13 protein-coding genes, 1 pseudogene and 1 riboswitch are annotated in these 17,310 nt (G+C 70.5%); of the genes and pseudogenes, 4 read left to right on the top strand and 10 right to left on the bottom strand.

What is annotated here, in order from left to right:
- The first annotated feature begins 321 nt into the window (after positions 1-321).
- Both J7I97_RS11080 and J7I97_RS11075 read left to right on the top strand, forming a co-directional pair.
- Complete coding sequence (locus J7I97_RS11080) at positions 322-1,086, top strand: ABC transporter ATP-binding protein (protein WP_214933375.1); 765 nt, start codon at positions 322-324, stop codon at positions 1,084-1,086.
- Between the two features lie 69 nt (positions 1,087-1,155).
- Positions 1,156-3,708: an ABC transporter permease gene (locus tag J7I97_RS11075; RefSeq protein WP_214933318.1), complete on the top strand. Its 2,553-nt coding sequence runs from the start codon at positions 1,156-1,158 to the stop codon at positions 3,706-3,708.
- Positions 3,709-3,801: 93 nt separating this feature from the next.
- Here J7I97_RS11075 and J7I97_RS11070 read toward each other — a convergent pair whose 3' ends face one another.
- Positions 3,802-5,142, bottom strand: coding sequence for a cyclopropane-fatty-acyl-phospholipid synthase family protein (locus tag J7I97_RS11070; protein ID WP_214933316.1), 1,341 nt, complete (start codon positions 5,140-5,142; stop codon positions 3,802-3,804).
- Between the two features lie 146 nt (positions 5,143-5,288).
- Complete coding sequence (locus J7I97_RS11065; RefSeq protein ID WP_214933314.1) at positions 5,289-6,674, bottom strand: NAD(P)/FAD-dependent oxidoreductase; 1,386 nt, start codon at positions 6,672-6,674, stop codon at positions 5,289-5,291.
- Between the two features lie 514 nt (positions 6,675-7,188).
- Between J7I97_RS11065 and J7I97_RS11060 the strand changes: the two are divergent.
- Positions 7,189-7,458 (top strand): annotated as a pseudogene (locus J7I97_RS11060) (type II toxin-antitoxin system Phd/YefM family antitoxin).
- 33 nt (positions 7,459-7,491) lie between these two features.
- Here the strand turns inward: J7I97_RS11060 and J7I97_RS11055 are convergent.
- The 7 genes from J7I97_RS11055 to J7I97_RS11025 all read right to left on the bottom strand — a co-directional run bounded on the left by J7I97_RS11055 (position 7,492) and on the right by J7I97_RS11025 (position 14,903).
- Positions 7,492-8,463, bottom strand: a complete 972-nt coding sequence (locus J7I97_RS11055; RefSeq protein ID WP_214933312.1) for a Ppx/GppA phosphatase family protein — start codon at positions 8,461-8,463, stop codon at positions 7,492-7,494.
- Entirely contained in the window at positions 8,460-9,041 is a 582-nt protein-coding gene (locus J7I97_RS11050) for a DUF501 domain-containing protein (RefSeq protein WP_214933310.1), read from the bottom strand. The genes J7I97_RS11055 and J7I97_RS11050 overlap by 4 nt, the downstream gene beginning before the upstream one ends.
- Before the next feature lie 52 nt (positions 9,042-9,093).
- Positions 9,094-9,582: a septum formation initiator family protein gene (locus J7I97_RS11045; RefSeq protein WP_214933308.1), complete on the bottom strand. Its 489-nt coding sequence runs from the start codon at positions 9,580-9,582 to the stop codon at positions 9,094-9,096.
- 90 nt (positions 9,583-9,672) lie between these two features.
- A complete protein-coding gene (gene eno, locus J7I97_RS11040) occupies positions 9,673-10,959 on the bottom strand; it encodes a phosphopyruvate hydratase (protein WP_214933306.1) in 1,287 nt (428 codons plus the stop codon).
- Between the two features lie 270 nt (positions 10,960-11,229).
- On the bottom strand, positions 11,230-11,952 hold the full coding sequence (locus J7I97_RS11035; protein WP_214933304.1) for a transglycosylase family protein: 723 nt from the start codon (positions 11,950-11,952) through the stop codon (positions 11,230-11,232).
- Positions 11,953-11,954: 2 nt separating this feature from the next.
- A riboswitch (cyclic di-AMP (ydaO/yuaA leader) is annotated at positions 11,955-12,127 on the bottom strand.
- A gap of 276 nt (positions 12,128-12,403) precedes the next feature.
- Positions 12,404-13,489 (bottom strand): transglycosylase family protein, encoded by a 1,086-nt coding sequence (locus J7I97_RS11030; RefSeq protein WP_214933302.1) that lies wholly within the window; start codon positions 13,487-13,489, stop codon positions 12,404-12,406.
- Positions 13,490-13,592: 103 nt separating this feature from the next.
- Entirely contained in the window at positions 13,593-14,903 is a 1,311-nt protein-coding gene (locus J7I97_RS11025; protein WP_214933300.1) for a cytochrome P450, read from the bottom strand.
- Positions 14,904-15,051: 148 nt separating this feature from the next.
- Here J7I97_RS11025 and J7I97_RS11020 point away from each other — a divergent pair, with 148 nt between their 5' ends.
- Entirely contained in the window at positions 15,052-16,236 is a 1,185-nt protein-coding gene (locus J7I97_RS11020; RefSeq protein ID WP_308369229.1) for a globin domain-containing protein, read from the top strand.
- Between the two features lie 95 nt (positions 16,237-16,331).
- Here J7I97_RS11020 and J7I97_RS11015 read toward each other — a convergent pair whose 3' ends face one another.
- Positions 16,332-17,309 (bottom strand): nucleoside triphosphate pyrophosphohydrolase, encoded by a 978-nt coding sequence (locus J7I97_RS11015; protein ID WP_214933297.1) that lies wholly within the window; start codon positions 17,307-17,309, stop codon positions 16,332-16,334.
- Position 17,310 lies beyond the last annotated feature (1 nt).

Here is a 17,310-nt window from a genome sequence, read left to right as displayed (position 1 = left end):
TATTGGCGCTTGAGGGCCCGTCAGGCACGAGAACGCGCGGTCGGCCCCCTCCCGCCCGCGATCACCGCCGGTACGGGAATGACGGGATTTCGATGCCGTACGCCACCCCGGACGCCACCCCGCGCGCCACCCCGCCCTCCGGTCGGCGATCTCGGGGTCGCTGTCATACCAAAGGAGGAGGCTGAAGGGCCCGCGATCAGACTCGAGTGGGCCAGTGAACGGGCACCTCGGCTGATCCGGGGAGGGTGGGGGCGCGGTGAGGATTGAAGAGTCCCGCCACACCGCAGTCGCCCGCTCGTCAGGAGTCCCCCTGTGACCACCATGAACTACGCCCCGCACACCACCCAGGCCGTGGCCGCCCGCGCCACGCAGCTGTCGAAGGTGTACGGCCAGGGCGAGACCCAGGTGGTCGCCCTGGACAACGTCTCCGTGGACTTCGCCCAGGGGCAGTTCACCGCGATCATGGGTCCCTCGGGCTCCGGCAAGTCCACCCTGATGCACTGCGTCGCCGGTCTGGACACCTTCTCCGCCGGCTCCGTCCGCATCGGCGAGACCGAGCTCGGCTCCCTCAAGGACAAGCAGCTGACCCAGCTGCGCCGCGACAAGATCGGCTTCATCTTCCAGGCCTTCAACCTGCTGCCGACCCTGACGGCCCTGGAGAACATCACGCTCCCGATGGACATCGCCGGCCGCAAGCCGGACAAGCAGTGGCTGGACAACGTGATCCGCATGGTCGGCCTCTCCGACCGCCTCTCGCACCGCCCGGCGCAGCTCTCCGGCGGCCAGCAGCAGCGCGTGGCCGTGGCCCGCGCCCTGGCCTCCCGCCCCGAGATCATCTTCGGCGACGAGCCCACCGGAAACCTCGACTCCCGCTCCGGCGCCGAGGTCCTCGGGTTCCTGCGCAACTCGGTCCGCGAGCTCGGCCAGACCGTCGTGATGGTCACCCACGACCCGGTCGCCGCCTCCTACGCGGACCGCGTCATCTTCCTGGCCGACGGCCGGATCGTCGACGAGATGCTGAGCCCCACCGCCGATGGCGTGCTCGACCGCATGAAGGCCTTCGACGCCAAGGGCCGTACCAGCTGAGGGACATCCCCCTCCCCCGTCCCCGCTGACCCCGGCATTCTGCCCTCGACAATCCTGGACGCCTCCACCATGTTCCGTACCGCCCTGCGCAATGTCCTCGCGCACAAGGCCAGGCTGCTGATGACGGTGCTCGCCGTCACACTCGGCGTCGCCTTCGTCTCCGGCACCCTCGTCTTCACCGACACCCTCAGCAAGGCCCTCTCCGGCCAGTCCGCGAAGAGCTACGAGGGCGTCGCCGTCTCCGTGACCTCGTACGGCCAGGGCCGCGACGCCGACGGCCAGAAGGAGGGCGAGCCCGGCATCAGCCAGCGGACCCTCGACAAGGTCAAGGCCGTCAAGGGCGTCGACACCGCCACCGGCCGGGTCTCCGGCTTCGCCGGCGTCGGCGACGAGAACGGCAAGCTGATCGGCAACGGCTGGGCCAACAACGGCTCCAACTTCGCCCCGGTGAACGGCGGCAAGGACCCCCGCTACGCCTTCACCGACGGCGCCGGCCCGGCCACCGCCGACCAGATCGCCCTCGACAAGGAGACCGCGAACAAGGGCAAGTACAAGGTCGGCGACAAGGTCCGGGTGGCCACCAACGGCCCGGTGAAGGAGTACACCCTCGCCGGTGTCTTCACCACCGACGACGGCCAGGTCAACGCGGGCGGCAGCCTCGTCCTCTTCGACACCGCCGTCGCCCAGAAGCTGTACCTCCAGCCCGGCTTCTACTCCGAGCTCTCCGTCAGCGCCAAGGCCGGCACCTCCGCCGACCAGCTGCTCACCGACATCACCCCGCTGGTCGACGGCAAGAACACCAAGGCCCAGACCGGGGCCCAGCTCGCCGCCGACCAGGCCGAGTCCATCGAGAGGGAGATGAGCGGCATGAGCACCATGCTGCTCGTCTTCGCCGGCATCGCGCTCTTCGTCGGCATCTTCCTGATCTACAACACCTTCACCATGCTGGTCGCCCAGCGCACCAAGGAGCTGGCCCTGCTGCGCGCCGTCGGCGCCAAGCGTGGCCAGGTCGTCAACTCGGTCATGACCGAGGCCCTGGTCGTCGGCCTCATCTCCTCCACCGTCGGCCTGCTCACCGGTATCGGCCTGGCGGTCGGGATGCGGTCCCTGATGGACTCCCTCGGCGCCAAGATCCCGGCCGGCGACCTGGTCGTCGCCCCGTCGACGATCATCGCGGCCATCGTCATCGGCGTGTTCGTCACCATGGTCGCCGCCGTGTTCCCCGCCTGGCGCACCGGCCGGATCCCCCCGGTCGCGGCCATGGGCAGCGCCCACCTGCCGGCCACCATGAAGTCCCTGGTCGCGCGCAACATCATCGGCAGCATCCTCGGCCTGGCCGGCATCGCCACGGTCCTGGCCGGCGTCTCCGCGGGCGGCGAGAACGGCCGCTACAGCATCGGCGCCGGCGCGTTCTTCCTCCTCATCGACCTGATCGTGCTGCTCCCGCTGCTGTCGCGGCCGCTGATCGCCGGCGTCCGGCCGCTGCTGGAGAAGGTCTTCGGGGTGCCCGGCAAGCTGGCCGCGCAGAACGCCGTCCGCAACCCGCGCCGTACCGCCGTGACCGCCGCGTCCCTCGCCATCGGCCTCACCCTCGTCACCACCCTGTCGGTGCTCGGCATCACCATGGGCAAGGCCGTGGACCGGATGAGCACCGACAAGATCAAGGCCGACTACAAGGTCTCCATGGCCATGGGCGGCGGCAGCCTGGACAGGTCCGTCATCGAGGCCCTGGCCAAGGCCCCGGGCGTCAAGGCGGTCTCCCCGCAGACCGCCGGCTACCTGAAGATCGGCGACGAGTTCAGGTCGGCCTCCGGCGTGAACCCCGCCGCCATCGGCCAGATGCTGAACGTCGACGTGGTCAGCGGCTCGCTGAGCAGCCTCGGCAAGGGCGAGGTCGCGGTCGCGGAGAAGACCGCCGAGAAGAACAAGCTCGCGGTCGGCAGCTCCCTCCAGGTCCAGTACGACGACGGCAAGAAGGAAACGCTCAAGGTCGGCGCGGTCTACAAGGACCTCGAAGGACTGCTCTCGCCCTACGTCCTCGACGACAAGATCCTCGGCGCCCACTCGGAGGACCCGTACATCCCCGAGGTCTACGTCAACACCACGGGCGGCGAGTCGAAGGCCGGTGAGAAGGCCGTCCTCGACGCGCTGGGCAACAACCCGGCGATCTCCCTCGCCACCCAGCAGGACATGCGCAACGAGATGGGCGGCGTCGTCAGCCTGGCGCTGAACATCATGTACGGCCTGCTCGGCATGGCGCTGATCATCTCGGTGCTCGGTGTCGTCAACACCCTGGCGATGTCCGTCTTCGAGCGGACGCAGGAGATCGGCATGCTCCGGGCGATCGGTCTGGACCGGAGCCGGGTCAAGAACATGATCCGCCTGGAGGCCGTGGTCATCTCGCTCTTCGGCGCGGTCCTCGGCATCGTCGTCGGCGTCTTCCTCGCCTGGGCGGTCGGCTCCACGCTCAGTGAGTCGGTACCCGGCTACGAGCTGGTCCTCCCGTACGAGCGGATCGGGATCTTCCTCCTGCTCGCCGGCGTGGTCGGCGTCCTGGCGGCCATGTGGCCCGCCCGCAGCGCCGCCCGGCTGAACATGCTGACGGCCATCAAGACCGAGTAGGAGCGGCAGGCAGACCGACAGTCAGGCGGGCAGTGACACGGAAGGGCCCCAACACGCCCCGGGGCCCTTCCCGTTCCCGTCCCCCATGCGGGGCTACGCGCCCCAGGTGCGCAGCCGCAGCGGCAGCCCCAGCTCACCGGGCGGCGCGGGCCGCACCGCGAGGACCTGGTTGACGCCGAGCCGGTTGTGTTCGAAGCCGAGCGCGGAGGCCGCCATGTACAGCAGCCACACCCGGGCCCGCCCGGGCGAGGTGAGCCGCACCGCCTCGTCCCAGTGCTCCTCCAGCCGCGCCACCCACGCCCGCAGGGTGAGCCCGTAGTGCTCGCGCAGCGCCTCCACGTCGCGGACCTCGAAGCCGGCCCGCTCCAGCTCTCCGACCGTGGTGCCGAGCGGGGACAGCGCCCCGTCGGGGAAGACGTACGCGTCGATGAACTCGTCGATCCGGTACGCCGCTTCGTCGGGCTCGGGAGGCCGGGCGATCTGGTGGTTCAGCAGGCGCCCGCCGGGGCGCAGCAGGGCGTGCAGGGTGCGGGCGTATTCGCGGTAGCGGTCGGCGCCGACGTGTTCGGCCATGCCGATCGAGGAAATGGCGTCGTACGGGCCGTCCTTGACGTCCCGGTAGTCCTGGACCCGGATGTCGACCAGGTCGGCCAGGCCCTCCTCGGCGACCCTCTTACGGGCGTACACGGCCTGCTCCCGCGAGAGCGTGATGCCGGTGACCCGGGCGCCGTACTCGCGGGCCGCGTGCAGTGCCATGGAGCCCCAGCCGCAGCCGACGTCGAGGAGCCGGTCTCCGGGCTTCAGGGCCAGCTTGCGGGAGACCAGGTCGAGTTTGTCGCGCTGGGCGTCCTCCAGGCTTCCGCCGGGGCTCCAGTACGCGCAGGAGTACACCATCGAGGGGCCGAGCACCCGCTCGTAGAAATCGTTGCCGACGTCGTAGTGGTGGCTGATGGCCTGCCGGTCGGCCTGCCGCGTGTGGCGCGGCCCGCTGCGCCGGGGCACCTCCTCGCCGGGCGGCGCGGGCGGGGTCCACGGCCGGGACATCGCGAGGAGTTCCCGTACCGCTGCCCGCCGCGCGGGGTCGCGCAGCAGTCCGGCCAGCCCGCCGGGACCCACCCCCGCGGGGGCCGTCAGCGGCTCGTCGGCGGGCGGGCGCGGGAGCGGGGTGCGTTCCCAGAACAGCACCGCCACGCGGTCCAGCAGTTCGAACAGGTCCCCCTCGACGGTGATCTCGCCCGCGACCCAGGCGCGGGCCAGGCCCAGCTCGCCCGGCTTCCACAGCACCCGGCGCAGCGCGCGGCGGTGGCGGACGAGGAGGACGGGCCCTGTGGCCGGGCCGGCCTCGCTGCCGTCCCAGGCGCGGATGCGCACGGGCAGGGGGGCGCCCAGCAGGGTCTCGCAAAGAACGGCCAGCCGCGACGCGGCGTCGGTCATGGCGCACCTCCAGAAAGGCTCCGGCCCAAGCCTTTACCCCACCCGGGGCCCGGGTAAGCAGCAGGAAACGCCGAAGGGGCCGCCCGCACCACGGATGGCGGGAGACCCTTCGGGATCGTGCTGTGTTTACCGGCGGTCGGCCCGGGTCAGGAGGCCTTGGCCTTGGCGGCCGGAGCCGAGGCGGCGGACGGAGCCGGCGCCGGCTTGGCGGCCTCGTAGAACTCCTCGCGCGGGCTCTCCAGCGCGCCGAGGGAGACGACCTCGCGCTTGAGGAACATGCCGAGGGTCCAGTCGGCGAAGACGCGGATCTTGCGGTTCCAGGTCGGCATGGCCATGCCGTGGTAGCCGCGGTGCATGTACCAGGCGAGCCGGCCCTTGAGCTTGATCTTCACCTTGCCCATGACGATCATCGCGACGCCCTTGTGGAGGCCGAGGCCCGCCACCGCACCCTTGTTGGAGTGCGCGTACTCGTGCTGCGGGAAGCCCCGCATGCCCGAGATGACGTTGTCGCCGAGGACCTTGGCCTGGCGCAGCGCGTGCTGGGCGTTCGGCGGGCACCAGGCGTTCTCGACGCCGGCCTTGCGGGAGGCGACGTCCGGGACCTGGGCGTTGTCGCCGGCGGCCCAGATGTAGTCCGTGCCCTGGACCTGGAGGGTCGGGGCGCAGTCCACGTGGCCGCGCGGGCCGAGCGGCAGGCCGTAGCGGGCCAGCGCCGGGTTGGGCTTGACGCCCGCGGTCCACACGATCGTGTTGGAGTCGACCTCGAGGCCGTTCTTCAGCACCACGTGGCCGTCCACGCAGGAGTCCATGGAGGTGCTGAGGTAGATCTCGATGCCGCGCGACTCGAGGTGCTCCTTGCCCCAGGTGCCGAGCTTGGGCCCGACCTCGGGAAGGATCTTGTCGGCCGCGTCCACCAGGATGAAGCGCATGTCCTCGCGCTTGATGGTGGTGTAGTACTTCGCGGCGTCGCGGGCCATGTCCTCGACCTCGCCGATGGTCTCCGCACCGGCGAAGCCGCCGCCGACGAAGACGAAGGTGAGGGCCTTGCGGCGGACGTTCTCGTCCGTCGTGGACTCGGCCTTGTCGAGCTGCTCAAGGACGTGGTTGCGCAGGCCGATGCCCTCTTCGACGCCCTTCATGCCGATGCCCTGTTCGGCGAGGCCGGGGATCGGGAAGGTGCGGGAGACGGCGCCGAGCGCGATCACCAGGTAGTCGAAGGGCAGCTCGTACGCCTCGCCGACCAGCGGCGTGACGACGGCGACCTTGCGGTCCTGGTCGATGGTGGTGACCCGGCCGGTGAGAACCTCAGCCTTGGGCAGCACGCGTCGCAGCGGGACGACGACGTGCCGAGGCGAGATGCTGCCTGCGGCCACTTCAGGGAGGAAGGGCTGGTAGGTCATGTACGAGCGCGGGTCGACGACCGTGACGGTCGCCTCGCCGTAGCGCATCTTCTTCATGATGCGCTTGGCTGCGTACAGGCCTACGTACCCACCTCCTACAACGAGGATCCTGGGACGCTCCGTGGTGCTCATGGAACGAGTATCCAGCACCCAAAGGGGTGTCGCTCGTGAGCCCCTTCACAAGGTGTCCGGGAGCCTCTGCTACACTCCGCCGCCCACGTGACCGAGGTCATGGCGCGAGAGGGGAACCAGGGTGTATCGGGAGTCGTTGTTCACCCGTCCTGAACTGGCCTCTCAGGCCGAAAACGGAGTAGACCACCGGCTTCGTGGATACCTACCGCCAGGACCCGGCGGTCTCCACGGTTCGCACGAACGCGCGCAAAAAAGGGGCCCGATGCCCCCGGGAGCGCCCCGAAGGACCCTCGCCTTGGCACATCAGGCCCCTTTTCCTTGTGAAGAACTTCACGAAGTTCATCTGCCCGACGGGACCTAAGACCCCCGTAAGGCCCCCGGAAGGGCCCTCCGAGACTCCACGAGGCCCCCGCCAGGCGCCGGACCAGGCGATCCCGTTCCACCATCTCGGGGTAACCCGCCCCCCGTTGCCGCCGCAGCAGCACGTGTACACGTCGGCGCGCACACTATCGGCATGAGTGAGAACGTTGTGACCGTGCGTGAAGCCTGAGCCCACCTCGCGGACCACATCAACCGCGCCGAGCAGGGCGCTCCGGCCATCATCACGCGGAACGGCGCCCCGGTGGCCGCCCTGGTCCCCATCGCGGACTTCAACGCGCTCGAAGAGGCGGCCGACGAACTGCTCTCACGCGAGGCGGAGGCCGTGCTCGCCGAAGGCGGACCGACCGTGACCATGAGCGAGCTCCTCGCCGCACTGACCGACACGGAAGCGGCGCTCCAGTGAACTCACCGGAGCGCCGCCGTTCAGTGCAGCAGGTCAGGACCGCTGCTTGTCGGCCTCGACCGCCTCTGCGGTCCTGATCGCGATTCCGTCGAGGATGTCGTGCTCGGAGACGACGACCTCCGAGGCGCCGATGCGGTCCATGATGGCGAGGAGGACCAGGGCGCCGGCGCCGATGACGTCCACCCGGCCCGGGTGCATCACGGGGATCGCCGCGCGCTCGGCGTGGGTCGCCGTCAGCATCCGCTCGCTGATCTCGCGGACCTTCTCGTAGGGGATCCGGGAGTGGTGGATCAGCGACGATTCGTACTCCGGCAGCCCGAGGGCGATCGCGGCGACCGTCGTCACCGAGCCGGCCAGGCCCACCAGGGTGCGGGCCTCGCCCAGCGGGACCGTTTCGGCGGCCAGGTCCAGCGCCGCCTCGATGTCGGCCCGCATGGCGGCGATCTGCGCCTCGGTGGGCGGGTCGGTGACGACCCCGTCGACCAGCAGGTGGCGCTCGGTCATCCGTACGCAGCCCACGTCGACCGAGCGGGCCGCCCGGACGTGCTCCTCGCCGACCACGAACTCCGTCGAGCCGCCGCCGATGTCCACGACCAGGAAGGGCTTTTCGAGGTGGTCGGTGCCGGTCAGCTCCCTGGTGGCGCCGGTGAAGGAGAACTCCGCCTCCTGGTCCCCGGAGATCACCTCGGGCTCGACGCCCAGGATGTCCAGGACGCCCTGGACGAACTCGTCCCGGTTCTCGGCGTCGCGCGATGCCGAGGTGGCCACGAAGCGCACGCGCTCCGCACCCAGTTCCTTGATGACCGCGGCGTACGCGCGGCAGGCCGCGAAGGTGCGCTCCAGCGCCTCCGGGGCCAGCCGGCCGGTCTTGTCCACGCCCTGGCCGAGCCGCACGATGACCATGCGCCGGTCCAGCTCCACCAGCTCGCCGGTGGCGGGGTCGCAGTCCGCGACCAGGAGGCGGATGGAGTTCGTACCGCAGTCGATGCCCGCGACCCTGGTCACGCGTCCGTCTCCTTCTCCGTCTGGCCGGCGTTCTCCGACTTGTCGGCGTCCTCCGACTTGCCGGCGCACGGGGTGACGCAGGGGCCCTTGGCCCACCACTCCGGCAGCATCGCCAGGGCCTCGTCACCGAACGGGTTCACACCGGGACCGGCGGCCAGCGAGTGGCCGACCAGCACGTGCAGGCACTTCACCCGGTCCGGCATACCGCCGGCGCTCGGGAAGCCCTGGAGCACCTCGATGGCATCCCGGCGCCGGATGTAGTCCTCGTGCGCGGCCTGGTAGGCGGCGGCGAGTTCCGGGTCCTCGGCGAGCCGGGCCTGCATCTCCTTCATCACGCCGTTGGCCTCCAGCGTGCCGATCGCGGAGGCCGCGCGCGGGCACGTCAGGTAGTACAGCGTGGGGAAGGGCGTGCCGTCGGGGAGCCGCGGGGCGGTCTCCACCACGTCCGGCTGGCCGCAGGGGCAGCGGTGCGCGATGGCGCGCAGCCCGCGCGGGGGGCGGCCGAGCTGCTGCTCGAACGCCTCGATGTCCGCGTCGTTCGGCTCGGTCCGGTCGGTCTGGGGCGGGGGCGTCTGCATGCCTGGAGGAAGTCTCTTCGTTGTTCCGGTCGGATGGGTGCTGCGTACGTGCTCAGTCGCCGGGGCGGTCGGTCTTGTCGACGCCGTCCCAGACGTTCGAGTACCAGGGGCGGTCGGACGCGGCCTGTCCGGTGCGGTGCCGCTCCGCGGCCTCGGCCCCCGGGTCCTTCATGATGTAGCCGATCTCGCCCGGCCGCAGGAAGTGCAGGTGCTTGCGCGCCTGCTGCTCCGCGTAGGCCGGGTCCTGCCAGCGGGCCTTCTCGTCGCGGAGCTCTTCGAGGCGCTTGCGCGCGTCCTCGGCGGCCCGCTGCTGCTCCGTGATCTCCGAGCGCTGGGATACGTATTGGCGCATCGGATACGCGAGGGCGACGACCAGCGTACAGAGGACCAGCACCAGCAGTGCGGCCCGGCCGGTGAGCCGGCTGCGGCGGACCTGGCGGCGTGACTGCGAGCGGTAGACGTGGGCCGCGGTCCGCTCGCCCAGCTGCCGGAGCCTGGTCGCGGTGGAGAAGGTGGAGAACCGGTCCCGGTTCCCGGCCATTGATCCGCCTCCCCTATATGCGCCCTACGCAATACGTCCCCGCACACGGTACGGGACCGAGTGCGGGGACGTACGGAGGCTGGATCGTGATTAGCCCTTGAAGCGCGGGAAGGCGGAACGGCCCGCGTACACCGCGGCGTCGTCGAGGATCTCCTCGATGCGCAGCAGCTGGTTGTACTTGGCGACGCGGTCCGAGCGGGCCGGGGCGCCGGTCTTGATCTGGCCGCAGTTCACGGCGACGGCGAGGTCGGCGATGGTGACGTCCTCGGTCTCACCCGAACGGTGGGACATCATGCACTTGAAGCCGTTGCGCTGGGCCATCTCGACGGCGTCCAGGGTCTCGGTCAGCGAACCGATCTGGTTCACCTTCACGAGCAGGGCGTTCGCGGAGCCCTCCTCGATACCGCGGGCCAGGCGCTCCGGGTTGGTGACGAAGAGGTCGTCGCCGACGATCTGGACCTTGGTGCCCAGGCGGTCGGTGATGGTCTTCCAGCCGGCCCAGTCGTCCTCGAACAGCGGGTCCTCGATGGAGACCAGCGGGTACGCCTCGACGAGCTCGGCGTAGTAGTCGGTCATCTCGGCGGCCGAGCGGGACTGGCCCTCGAACTCGTACTTGCCGTCCTTGTAGAACTCGGACGCGGCGACGTCGAGCGCGAGCGCGATGTCCTTGCCCGGGGTGTAGCCGGCCTGCTTGATGGCCTCGAGGATGAGGTCGAGCGCGGCGCGGTTGGACTCCAGGTTCGGGGCGAAGCCGCCCTCGTCGCCCAGGCCGGTGGAGAGACCCTTGGTGTGCAGGACCTTCTTGAGGGTGTGGTAGACCTCGGCACCCCAGCGCAGCGCCTCGGAGAAGGACTCCGCGCCGATCGGGGCGATCATGAACTCCTGGATGTCCACGTTGGAGTCGGCGTGCGACCCACCGTTGAGGATGTTCATCATCGGAACGGGCAGCAGGTGCGCGTTCGGTCCGCCGAGGTAGCGGAAGAGCGGCAGGTCCGAGGCCTCGGACGCGGCGTGCGCGACGGCCAGGGAGACGCCGAGGATCGCGTTGGCGCCGAGCGAACCCTTGTTGTCGGTGGCGTCGAGGTCGAACATGGCCTGGTCGATCAGGCGCTGCTCGGTGGCGTCGTAGCCGACGAGCTCCGGGCCGATCTGCTCGATGACGGCCAGGACGGCCTTCTCGACGCCCTTGCCGAAGTAACGGTTGGGGTCACCGTCACGCAGCTCGATGGCCTCGAATGCACCGGTGGAGGCGCCGGACGGAACTGCAGCACGGCCGGTGCTGCCATCGTCGAGGCCCACCTCGACCTCGACCGTGGGGTTGCCTCGGGAGTCCAGGATTTCCCGGGCTACGACGACGTCGATGGACGGCACGAGCATCTCCTTCTGGGATGTGACGCTGGGTGTGCGGTGGCGTCAGGCCGTGGGACGGCCTTGCCGACTAGAGCCTAACCGGCTCCGGGCAATCGGCCGGCCGACCGCCCGGGTCCTGGGACGAAAAAGGGCCCGAATACCCCTCTTCCATGACATAGGACTCGCGGCGATCAGCTCCCGGCGGGCGAAACGCAGCCGCCCGGCGCGTGAAGAAGACGCGCCGGGCGGTGGGAAACGTGCGTGTCGCGCAGGCCCCCGCGGTTGTTACCGCGAGATTCAGCTGAGGTTCAGCTTCTGACCGGGGAAGATCAGGTCGGCGTCCGAGACGATGTCCTTGTTCAGCTCGAAGAGCTTCTCCCAGCCGCCCTTGACGCCGTTGGCCTCGGCGATGGAGCCCAGGGTGTCGCCCGACTTGACCTCGTAGGAGCCGTTGCCGGTCTTCGGGGCCTCGGTCTTCGGGGCGGTCTTGGCCGGGGCCGGGGCCTCGGAGCGCTCGGAGCGGGTGACCGGGGCCTCGGAGCGCTTCGTCTCCTTCTTCGGCTCGGCCTTCTTCTCCTGCTTCTTCTGCTCGGGCTTGGGCTTCGGCTTGGTGACCTCGGCGCCGCCGCCGCTGTACGAGGAGTTCGACAGGCCCACGCCACAGGACGGCCAGGCGCCCTTGCCCTGGCCCTTGAGGACCTTCTCGGCGATGGCTATCTGCTGGGACCTGGAGGCCTGGCTGGCCTGCGCCGCGTACGCCTTGCCGCCGTACGCGGCCCAGGTGGAGGACGAGAACTGCAGGCCGCCGTAGTAGCCGTTGCCCGTGTTGATGGACCAGTTGCCGCCGGACTCACAGGCAGCGACGCGGTCCCACTCGGAGGCGGTCGCAGCGGAAGCGGTGCCCGCGGCCATCAGGGGGGCCGCGACGGCCACACCCGCGACACCGGCGAGCGTGACGATGCGGGCAGTCCGCTCGATGGCCGTACCGCGGCGGTGCTTGCCCTTGCCGGAAAGCAGCATGGAGTTCTCCTCACCGACGCCTACGAGGTGAGCTGTCGGGTTCGGGCGAGTGAGTTGCCCGGCCGCGCGACCTAGCGCGCGGCTTAACCCCTAGCCGGTTCCGTGGCCATCTCTCAATGGCCGGTCCCGGCGCCTACCTTGGTTCCCCCGCTCCTGCCTTCGGCGCTTTACGCGACGACTGTTCTCTCCGTCCGCCGGCAGGATTCGGCGATGCGGTCGAAGAGGCCCGCGGTGGCGGGCGATTCAGAAGGTAGACAGGCCTCTCCCCGATGTTCAACAAGGAACATCGGGGAGAGAGAGCCCCTACTTGCGTACTTCGCACCGGTATTTGCGCAGGTGAGGGCGGGGTTTTCGGGTGCCTCCGGGCGAGACACGCCAGTTGACCGGAAGAGACACATGTCTCACTTACGGATATCCGACATTACTAACTTTCCGGATGCCCGAAGTGCCCTTATTGCTTGGTTAGATCCAGATTCTGGCCGGGCTTGATCAGGTTGGCGTCGCCGCCGATGACCTGCTCATTGGCCTCGTAGAGCTTGCTCCAGCCGCCCTTGACCCCCTTGGCATCCGCGATGGCGGCCAGGCTGTCGCCCTCCTTCACGATGTACGTCGGGTCCGACGCGGCGTCAGGTGTGACGGGCGCCTCGACGGCGGGCGTACCGCGGTGCTTGCCGCTGCCCTCGCTCGTACCGGCGGCCGGGGCCTGCGGGGTGGCGGACGGGTCGGCGGAGGCGTCGGGGGCGGACGGGATGCCCGGTGTGCCCGAAGTGCCCGGGGTCACGGGAGCCGTGGGGTCGCCCGGGGTCGTGGGGGACGCGGTCGGGCCGCCCGGAATCACCGGGGTCGTCGGGGACGCGGTCGGACCGCCCGGGGTCACCGGGGTCGTGGGGGACGTCGTCGGGTCGCCCGGGGTCGTCGGAGCCGTCGACGGGAGGTCCGGATCGGGCATGACGGGCAGTCCGAGCGGCGGGGCCATCGGGACGTCGGGCAGTCCGAAGGCGGGCGAACCGGACGGGCTCACGCTCTGCGTCGGGGCCCCGAAGTCCGTGGACGGCGCACCGGAGCCGGTGGACGGCACGGAGTCGTCGGGGCGGGACGGGCTCGGGGAGACCGCCTTGGCGTCGCTGGAGTGGCCGCGGCCCGGGTCCACCTCGGCCGAGGGGCCCTCCTTGGTCAGCCCGGCCGGGGACGCGCACAGCGGCCACGCCTCGGGGCCCTGGGAGGCCAGCACCCGCTCGGCGACGGCTATCTGCTGCGACCGGCTGGCGAGGTCCGCGCGCTCGGCGTAGGTCGTGCCGCCCGCGTTCTGCCACTCCTCCTGCGTGAACTGGAGTCCGCCGTAGGCGCCGCTGCCGAAGTTGGCGCTCCACGCACCGCCGCTCTCGCACTCGGCGACCTTGTCCCACGTGGAGGTGTCTGCGGCACTCGCGTTGGTCGCCGCGAGCAGCGGCAGGGCCAGAGCGGAGCCTGCGACTCCGGCAGTGACGACAATCGCGGGCACCTGACGGGGGCGTCTGTGGCGGCCGTTCGAACGCATGAGACTGCACCTTTCGCATAACGGCGGGGTAACGGCAGAACCTAGCGGCCTTCGAACGATTGTCACAAGTTCGGTCGGAAACTGACTCCAGGTCAGAGGGGCTTCAAACGTTTCGAGGTGTGAAGCGAACAGGAAGAGTGCGCAGGCCACGCATGATGAGCCCGCCGCGCCAGCGCAGCTCCTCGGCCGGAACGGCGAGTTCCAGATCTGGCAGACGCGTCAGCAAAGTCGCAAGCGCGGTCTGTCCTTCGAGCCGGGCGAGCGGAGCGCCCAGGCAGTAGTGGATTCCGTGCCCGTATCCGAGGTGCTGGTTGTCGGTGCGGGAGAGGTCGAGGGTGTCCGGTTCGGCGAACCGCTCGGGGTCGCGGTCGGCGGCCGCGAGGACCACGAGCACCGGATCGCCAGCCGCGACGTCCTGGCCGCCGAGGGTCAGCGGCTCGGTGGCGAACCGCCAGGTCGCGAGCTCCACGGGGCCGTCGTAGCGGAGCAGCTCCTCCACGCCCGTCTCCAGCAGCCCGCTCTCGCCGGCCGCGAGGGAGGCCTGGAGGCGCTCGCGCTGGTCCGGGTTCATGAAGAGGGAGTGGACGCCGTTGCCGATGAGGTTCACGGTCGTCTCGAAACCGGCGAAAAGCAGGATGAAAGCCATGGCGGTGGCCTCGGCCTCCGTCAGGTGGTCGCCGTGGTCGCTGGCGCGGATCAGGTCGGAAATCAGATCGTTGCCCAGATCGTCCCGTTTGCGGTGAATGAGTTCACCGAGATAGGTCCGCATCTGCTTCACCGAGCGGGCGACTCCGCCGCGCGGGCCCCCGCCGTGTCGGATCATCATTCCGGCCCAGTCGCGGAAGTCGTCCTGGTCCTCGCGCGGTACGCCGAGCATCTCGCAGATGGCGTAGATGGGGAGCGGGAAGGCGAACTCGTGGATGAGATCCGCCTCCCCCTTCGCGACGAACTGATCGATGAGGTGGTCGGTCAGCTCCTGCACCCGCGGGGTGAACTCGGCGACCCTGCGCGGAGTGAACGCCTTCGACACCAGCCGCCGCAGCCGGGTGTGGTCCGGCGGGTCGATGTTGAGCAGATGCGTCATCAGCTCCGCCTTGCGCTCCCCCGGAATCCCGGTCTTGCCCTTGGCGTGCGCCGGCTCCGCGTGGTGGGCCGGATTCTTGCTCAGGCGCTGGTCGGCGAGGGCCTGGCGGGCGTCGGCGTACCGGGTGACCAGCCAGGCCTCGACCCCGCTCGGGAGCTTGGTGCGGTGCACCGGGGAGTGCTCGCGCAGCCAGGCGTAGGCCGGGTAGGGGTCGGTCGCGAACTCCCAGTCGAACAGGGTCGGGCCCTGGGGGGCTTCGGCGGGGGCTTCGGCGGGGACGTCGGCGGGGACGTCGGCGGGGACGTCGGCTGCGGGGGTCTGCTCATGCACCCGCCGACCGTATCCCGGCCCCCACGCGCCATCCCATATGGGCGGTTCGTCGCGGCTGTCCGTAAATCCGCCCTGACTTGACGTCACCTTCCCCGACATTCCTACTTTCGGTTTTGTGGATGTGAGGATCTTGAAAAGCAGCTTCGCGGTGGTGGAGAGACGGGCCGAGCACGCGGTCAAGTTCTTCTACTCCCACCTCTTCTGGCACAACCCCGGGATCCGTGACCTCTTCCCGGCCTCCTTCGAGGACATGGAGCGGCAGCGGGACCGCCTCTTCGCCGCGCTCACCCACGTGATCGCCCACTTCGAACACGAGACGCTCCTCCCCTATCTCCGCGACCTCGGCCGCGACCACCGCAAGTTCCGGGCCGGCCCCGAGCACTACGCGGCCGTCGGCTCCAGCCTGCTCGCCGCCCTCGCCGAGACCTCCGGCGAGGCCTGGACCCCGGAGGTCGAGAAGGCCTGGTCCGAGGCCTACCAGGTGATCGCCGACGCGATGACGGCCGGCGCCGAGGAGAGCAAGGACCCGCCCTGGTGGGACGCGGAGGTGGTCCGCCACCTCCAGTACGGAGAGGACATCGGCGTGCTGACCCTGCGGCCGCACGCCCCGCTCCCCTACCTGCCTGGCCAGTACGTGAGCGTGAGCAGCGCCCGCGTCCCGACCACCTGGCGTACGTACTCCATCGCCAACGCGCCCCGCCCCGACCACACCGTGGACCTGCACGTCAGCCGGATCGAGCAGGGCCGGCTCAGCACCGCCCTGGTGCGCGAGGTCCGGCCCGGCGAGATGCTGCGGCTCGGCGCGGCCGGCGGTCAGCTGACCTTCCGGCGCACGGACCGCCCGGTCAGCCTCATCGCCGCCGGCACCGGCTGGGCGCCGATCCGGGCCATGCTGGAGGAGCTCTCCGACCACCCTCCCGATCAGGACGTACGGCTCTTCGTGGTCGCCCGGGACGCCGCGCACCTCTACGACCGGCCGCTCATCGACACCCTCGCGGCCGCCTTCGGCTGGCTCGGCGTCACCTACATCACGCCCGCCCCCGGGCAGCACCCCAACCAGGCCACCGACCGGCTGACGACCGCACTCGGCAACCGGGGCATGTGGCCCGACCAGGACGTCTACCTCAGCGGGCCGCCCCTGTTCATCGAGGAGACCGCGTACTTACTGGAGGAGCTGGGAGCGCGGCCCGGCCGTATCTTCTACGACTCGGTACCCGCCGGCGGCAAGGGCAGCGGGCCGGGCGGGCGCCCGCTGGGGTTCGGCGAGTGGTTCCTGCACCGCCCGTCCCCGCACTGGCACAACCCATCGGGCCGCGCACCGCGCGCCCACTGAACGATCCGCGCACCCGCACAGCCGCTGCTGAAGGCCAGGGAGACGGAGGCCTGCCTTCCGGATCAGGGCGGGCCCGCGGCGTCCGCGGACACCCCCTAGTCGCCGACGCCCTCGGCGGCCCGGATCGCGTCCCGGTAGACGCGGGCCGCCGCGCGCAGCGCGGTCTCGGGGTCGACCCCCTCCGCCTCGGCGCGCGCCGCCAGCTCCAGCAGTTCGTACCCGATGCCCTCGCCGCGGGGCAGCTCCACGGGCACCGCTCCCGTCCGGGCCCGGCCGACGAGCTTGGCCGCGAGTGCGAGGCCGGGCTGGCCGAGCGGGATCCCGTCGGTGACCGACTCGCGCTGCTTCTCGACCGCCTTCGTGCGCAGCCAGTGCGCCTTGACCTCTTCCGGCGTGCTCGCCTGCGCGTCGCCGAAGACGTGCGGGTGCCGGTGGATCAGCTTCTCCACCAGGGTCGCGGCCACGTCGTCGATGGAGAACGGCTCCTCGCCGTCCTCCTCGGCGATCCGGGCGTGGAAGACCACCTGGAGCAGGACGTCGCCGAGCTCCTCGCGCAGTTCTTCCCGGTCGCCGGCCTCGATGGCCTCGACCAGTTCGTATGCCTCCTCGACCCCGTACTTGACCAGGTCCCGGTGGGTCTGCCGGGAGGACCACGGGCACTCGCGCCGGATCCGGTCCATCACCAGGACCAGGTCGAGCAGGCGGGCGCCGGGCAGGTCGTAGGAGCCGGGCAGCAGTTCAAGATCGGGCATGCTGACGCGTCCGGAGCCTGCGAGGCGGGCCAGCCCGTCGGTGAGGCGCTGGTCGCCCTCGCCACTCGGGATTACCACGACGGTGCGCCCGCCGGTGCAGAACTCGACCAGCGTGTGGGCGTCGGGGACCTCGTGCGCCACCTCGACGCCCGCCTCGCGCAGGTACGGCAGCTGCGGGTGGTCCCGGTCGGCGCACCACACCCGGTCCGCGGCGTGCAGGGTCTGCCACGCCGGCCAGGACAGCAGGCCGGGGGCGACCCGGTGGCTGGCGGTGAGCAGGACGATGCGGCCGGTGGGCTCGGCGGGCGTGTGGTCGTTCACC

It is taken from the genome of Streptomyces sp. ISL-87 (assembly GCF_018614095.1).
GTDB lineage: Bacteria > Actinomycetota > Actinomycetes > Streptomycetales > Streptomycetaceae > Streptomyces.
This window is presented reverse-complemented; position numbering and strand designations above follow the sequence as displayed.

What these genes read in the sequence shown, in the direction of transcription:
- J7I97_RS11080 (WP_214933375.1), top strand. Translation starts at nt 322, where the DNA reads ATGAACTACGCCCCGCACACCACCCAGGCCGTGGCCGCCCGCGCCACG.
- J7I97_RS11050 (WP_214933310.1), bottom strand. Translation starts at nt 9,041, where the DNA reads ATGCAGACGCCCCCGCCCCAGACCGACCGGACCGAGCCGAACGACGCG.
- J7I97_RS11030 (WP_214933302.1), bottom strand. Translation starts at nt 13,489, where the DNA reads ATGCGTTCGAACGGCCGCCACAGACGCCCCCGTCAGGTGCCCGCGATT.
- J7I97_RS11075 (WP_214933318.1), top strand. Translation starts at nt 1,156, where the DNA reads ATGTTCCGTACCGCCCTGCGCAATGTCCTCGCGCACAAGGCCAGGCTG.
- eno (WP_214933306.1), bottom strand. Translation starts at nt 10,959, where the DNA reads ATGCTCGTGCCGTCCATCGACGTCGTCGTAGCCCGGGAAATCCTGGAC.
- J7I97_RS11035 (WP_214933304.1), bottom strand. Translation starts at nt 11,952, where the DNA reads ATGCTGCTTTCCGGCAAGGGCAAGCACCGCCGCGGTACGGCCATCGAG.
- J7I97_RS11065 (WP_214933314.1), bottom strand. Translation starts at nt 6,674, where the DNA reads ATGAGCACCACGGAGCGTCCCAGGATCCTCGTTGTAGGAGGTGGGTAC.
- J7I97_RS11045 (WP_214933308.1), bottom strand. Translation starts at nt 9,582, where the DNA reads ATGGCCGGGAACCGGGACCGGTTCTCCACCTTCTCCACCGCGACCAGG.
- J7I97_RS11070 (WP_214933316.1), bottom strand. Translation starts at nt 5,142, where the DNA reads ATGACCGACGCCGCGTCGCGGCTGGCCGTTCTTTGCGAGACCCTGCTG.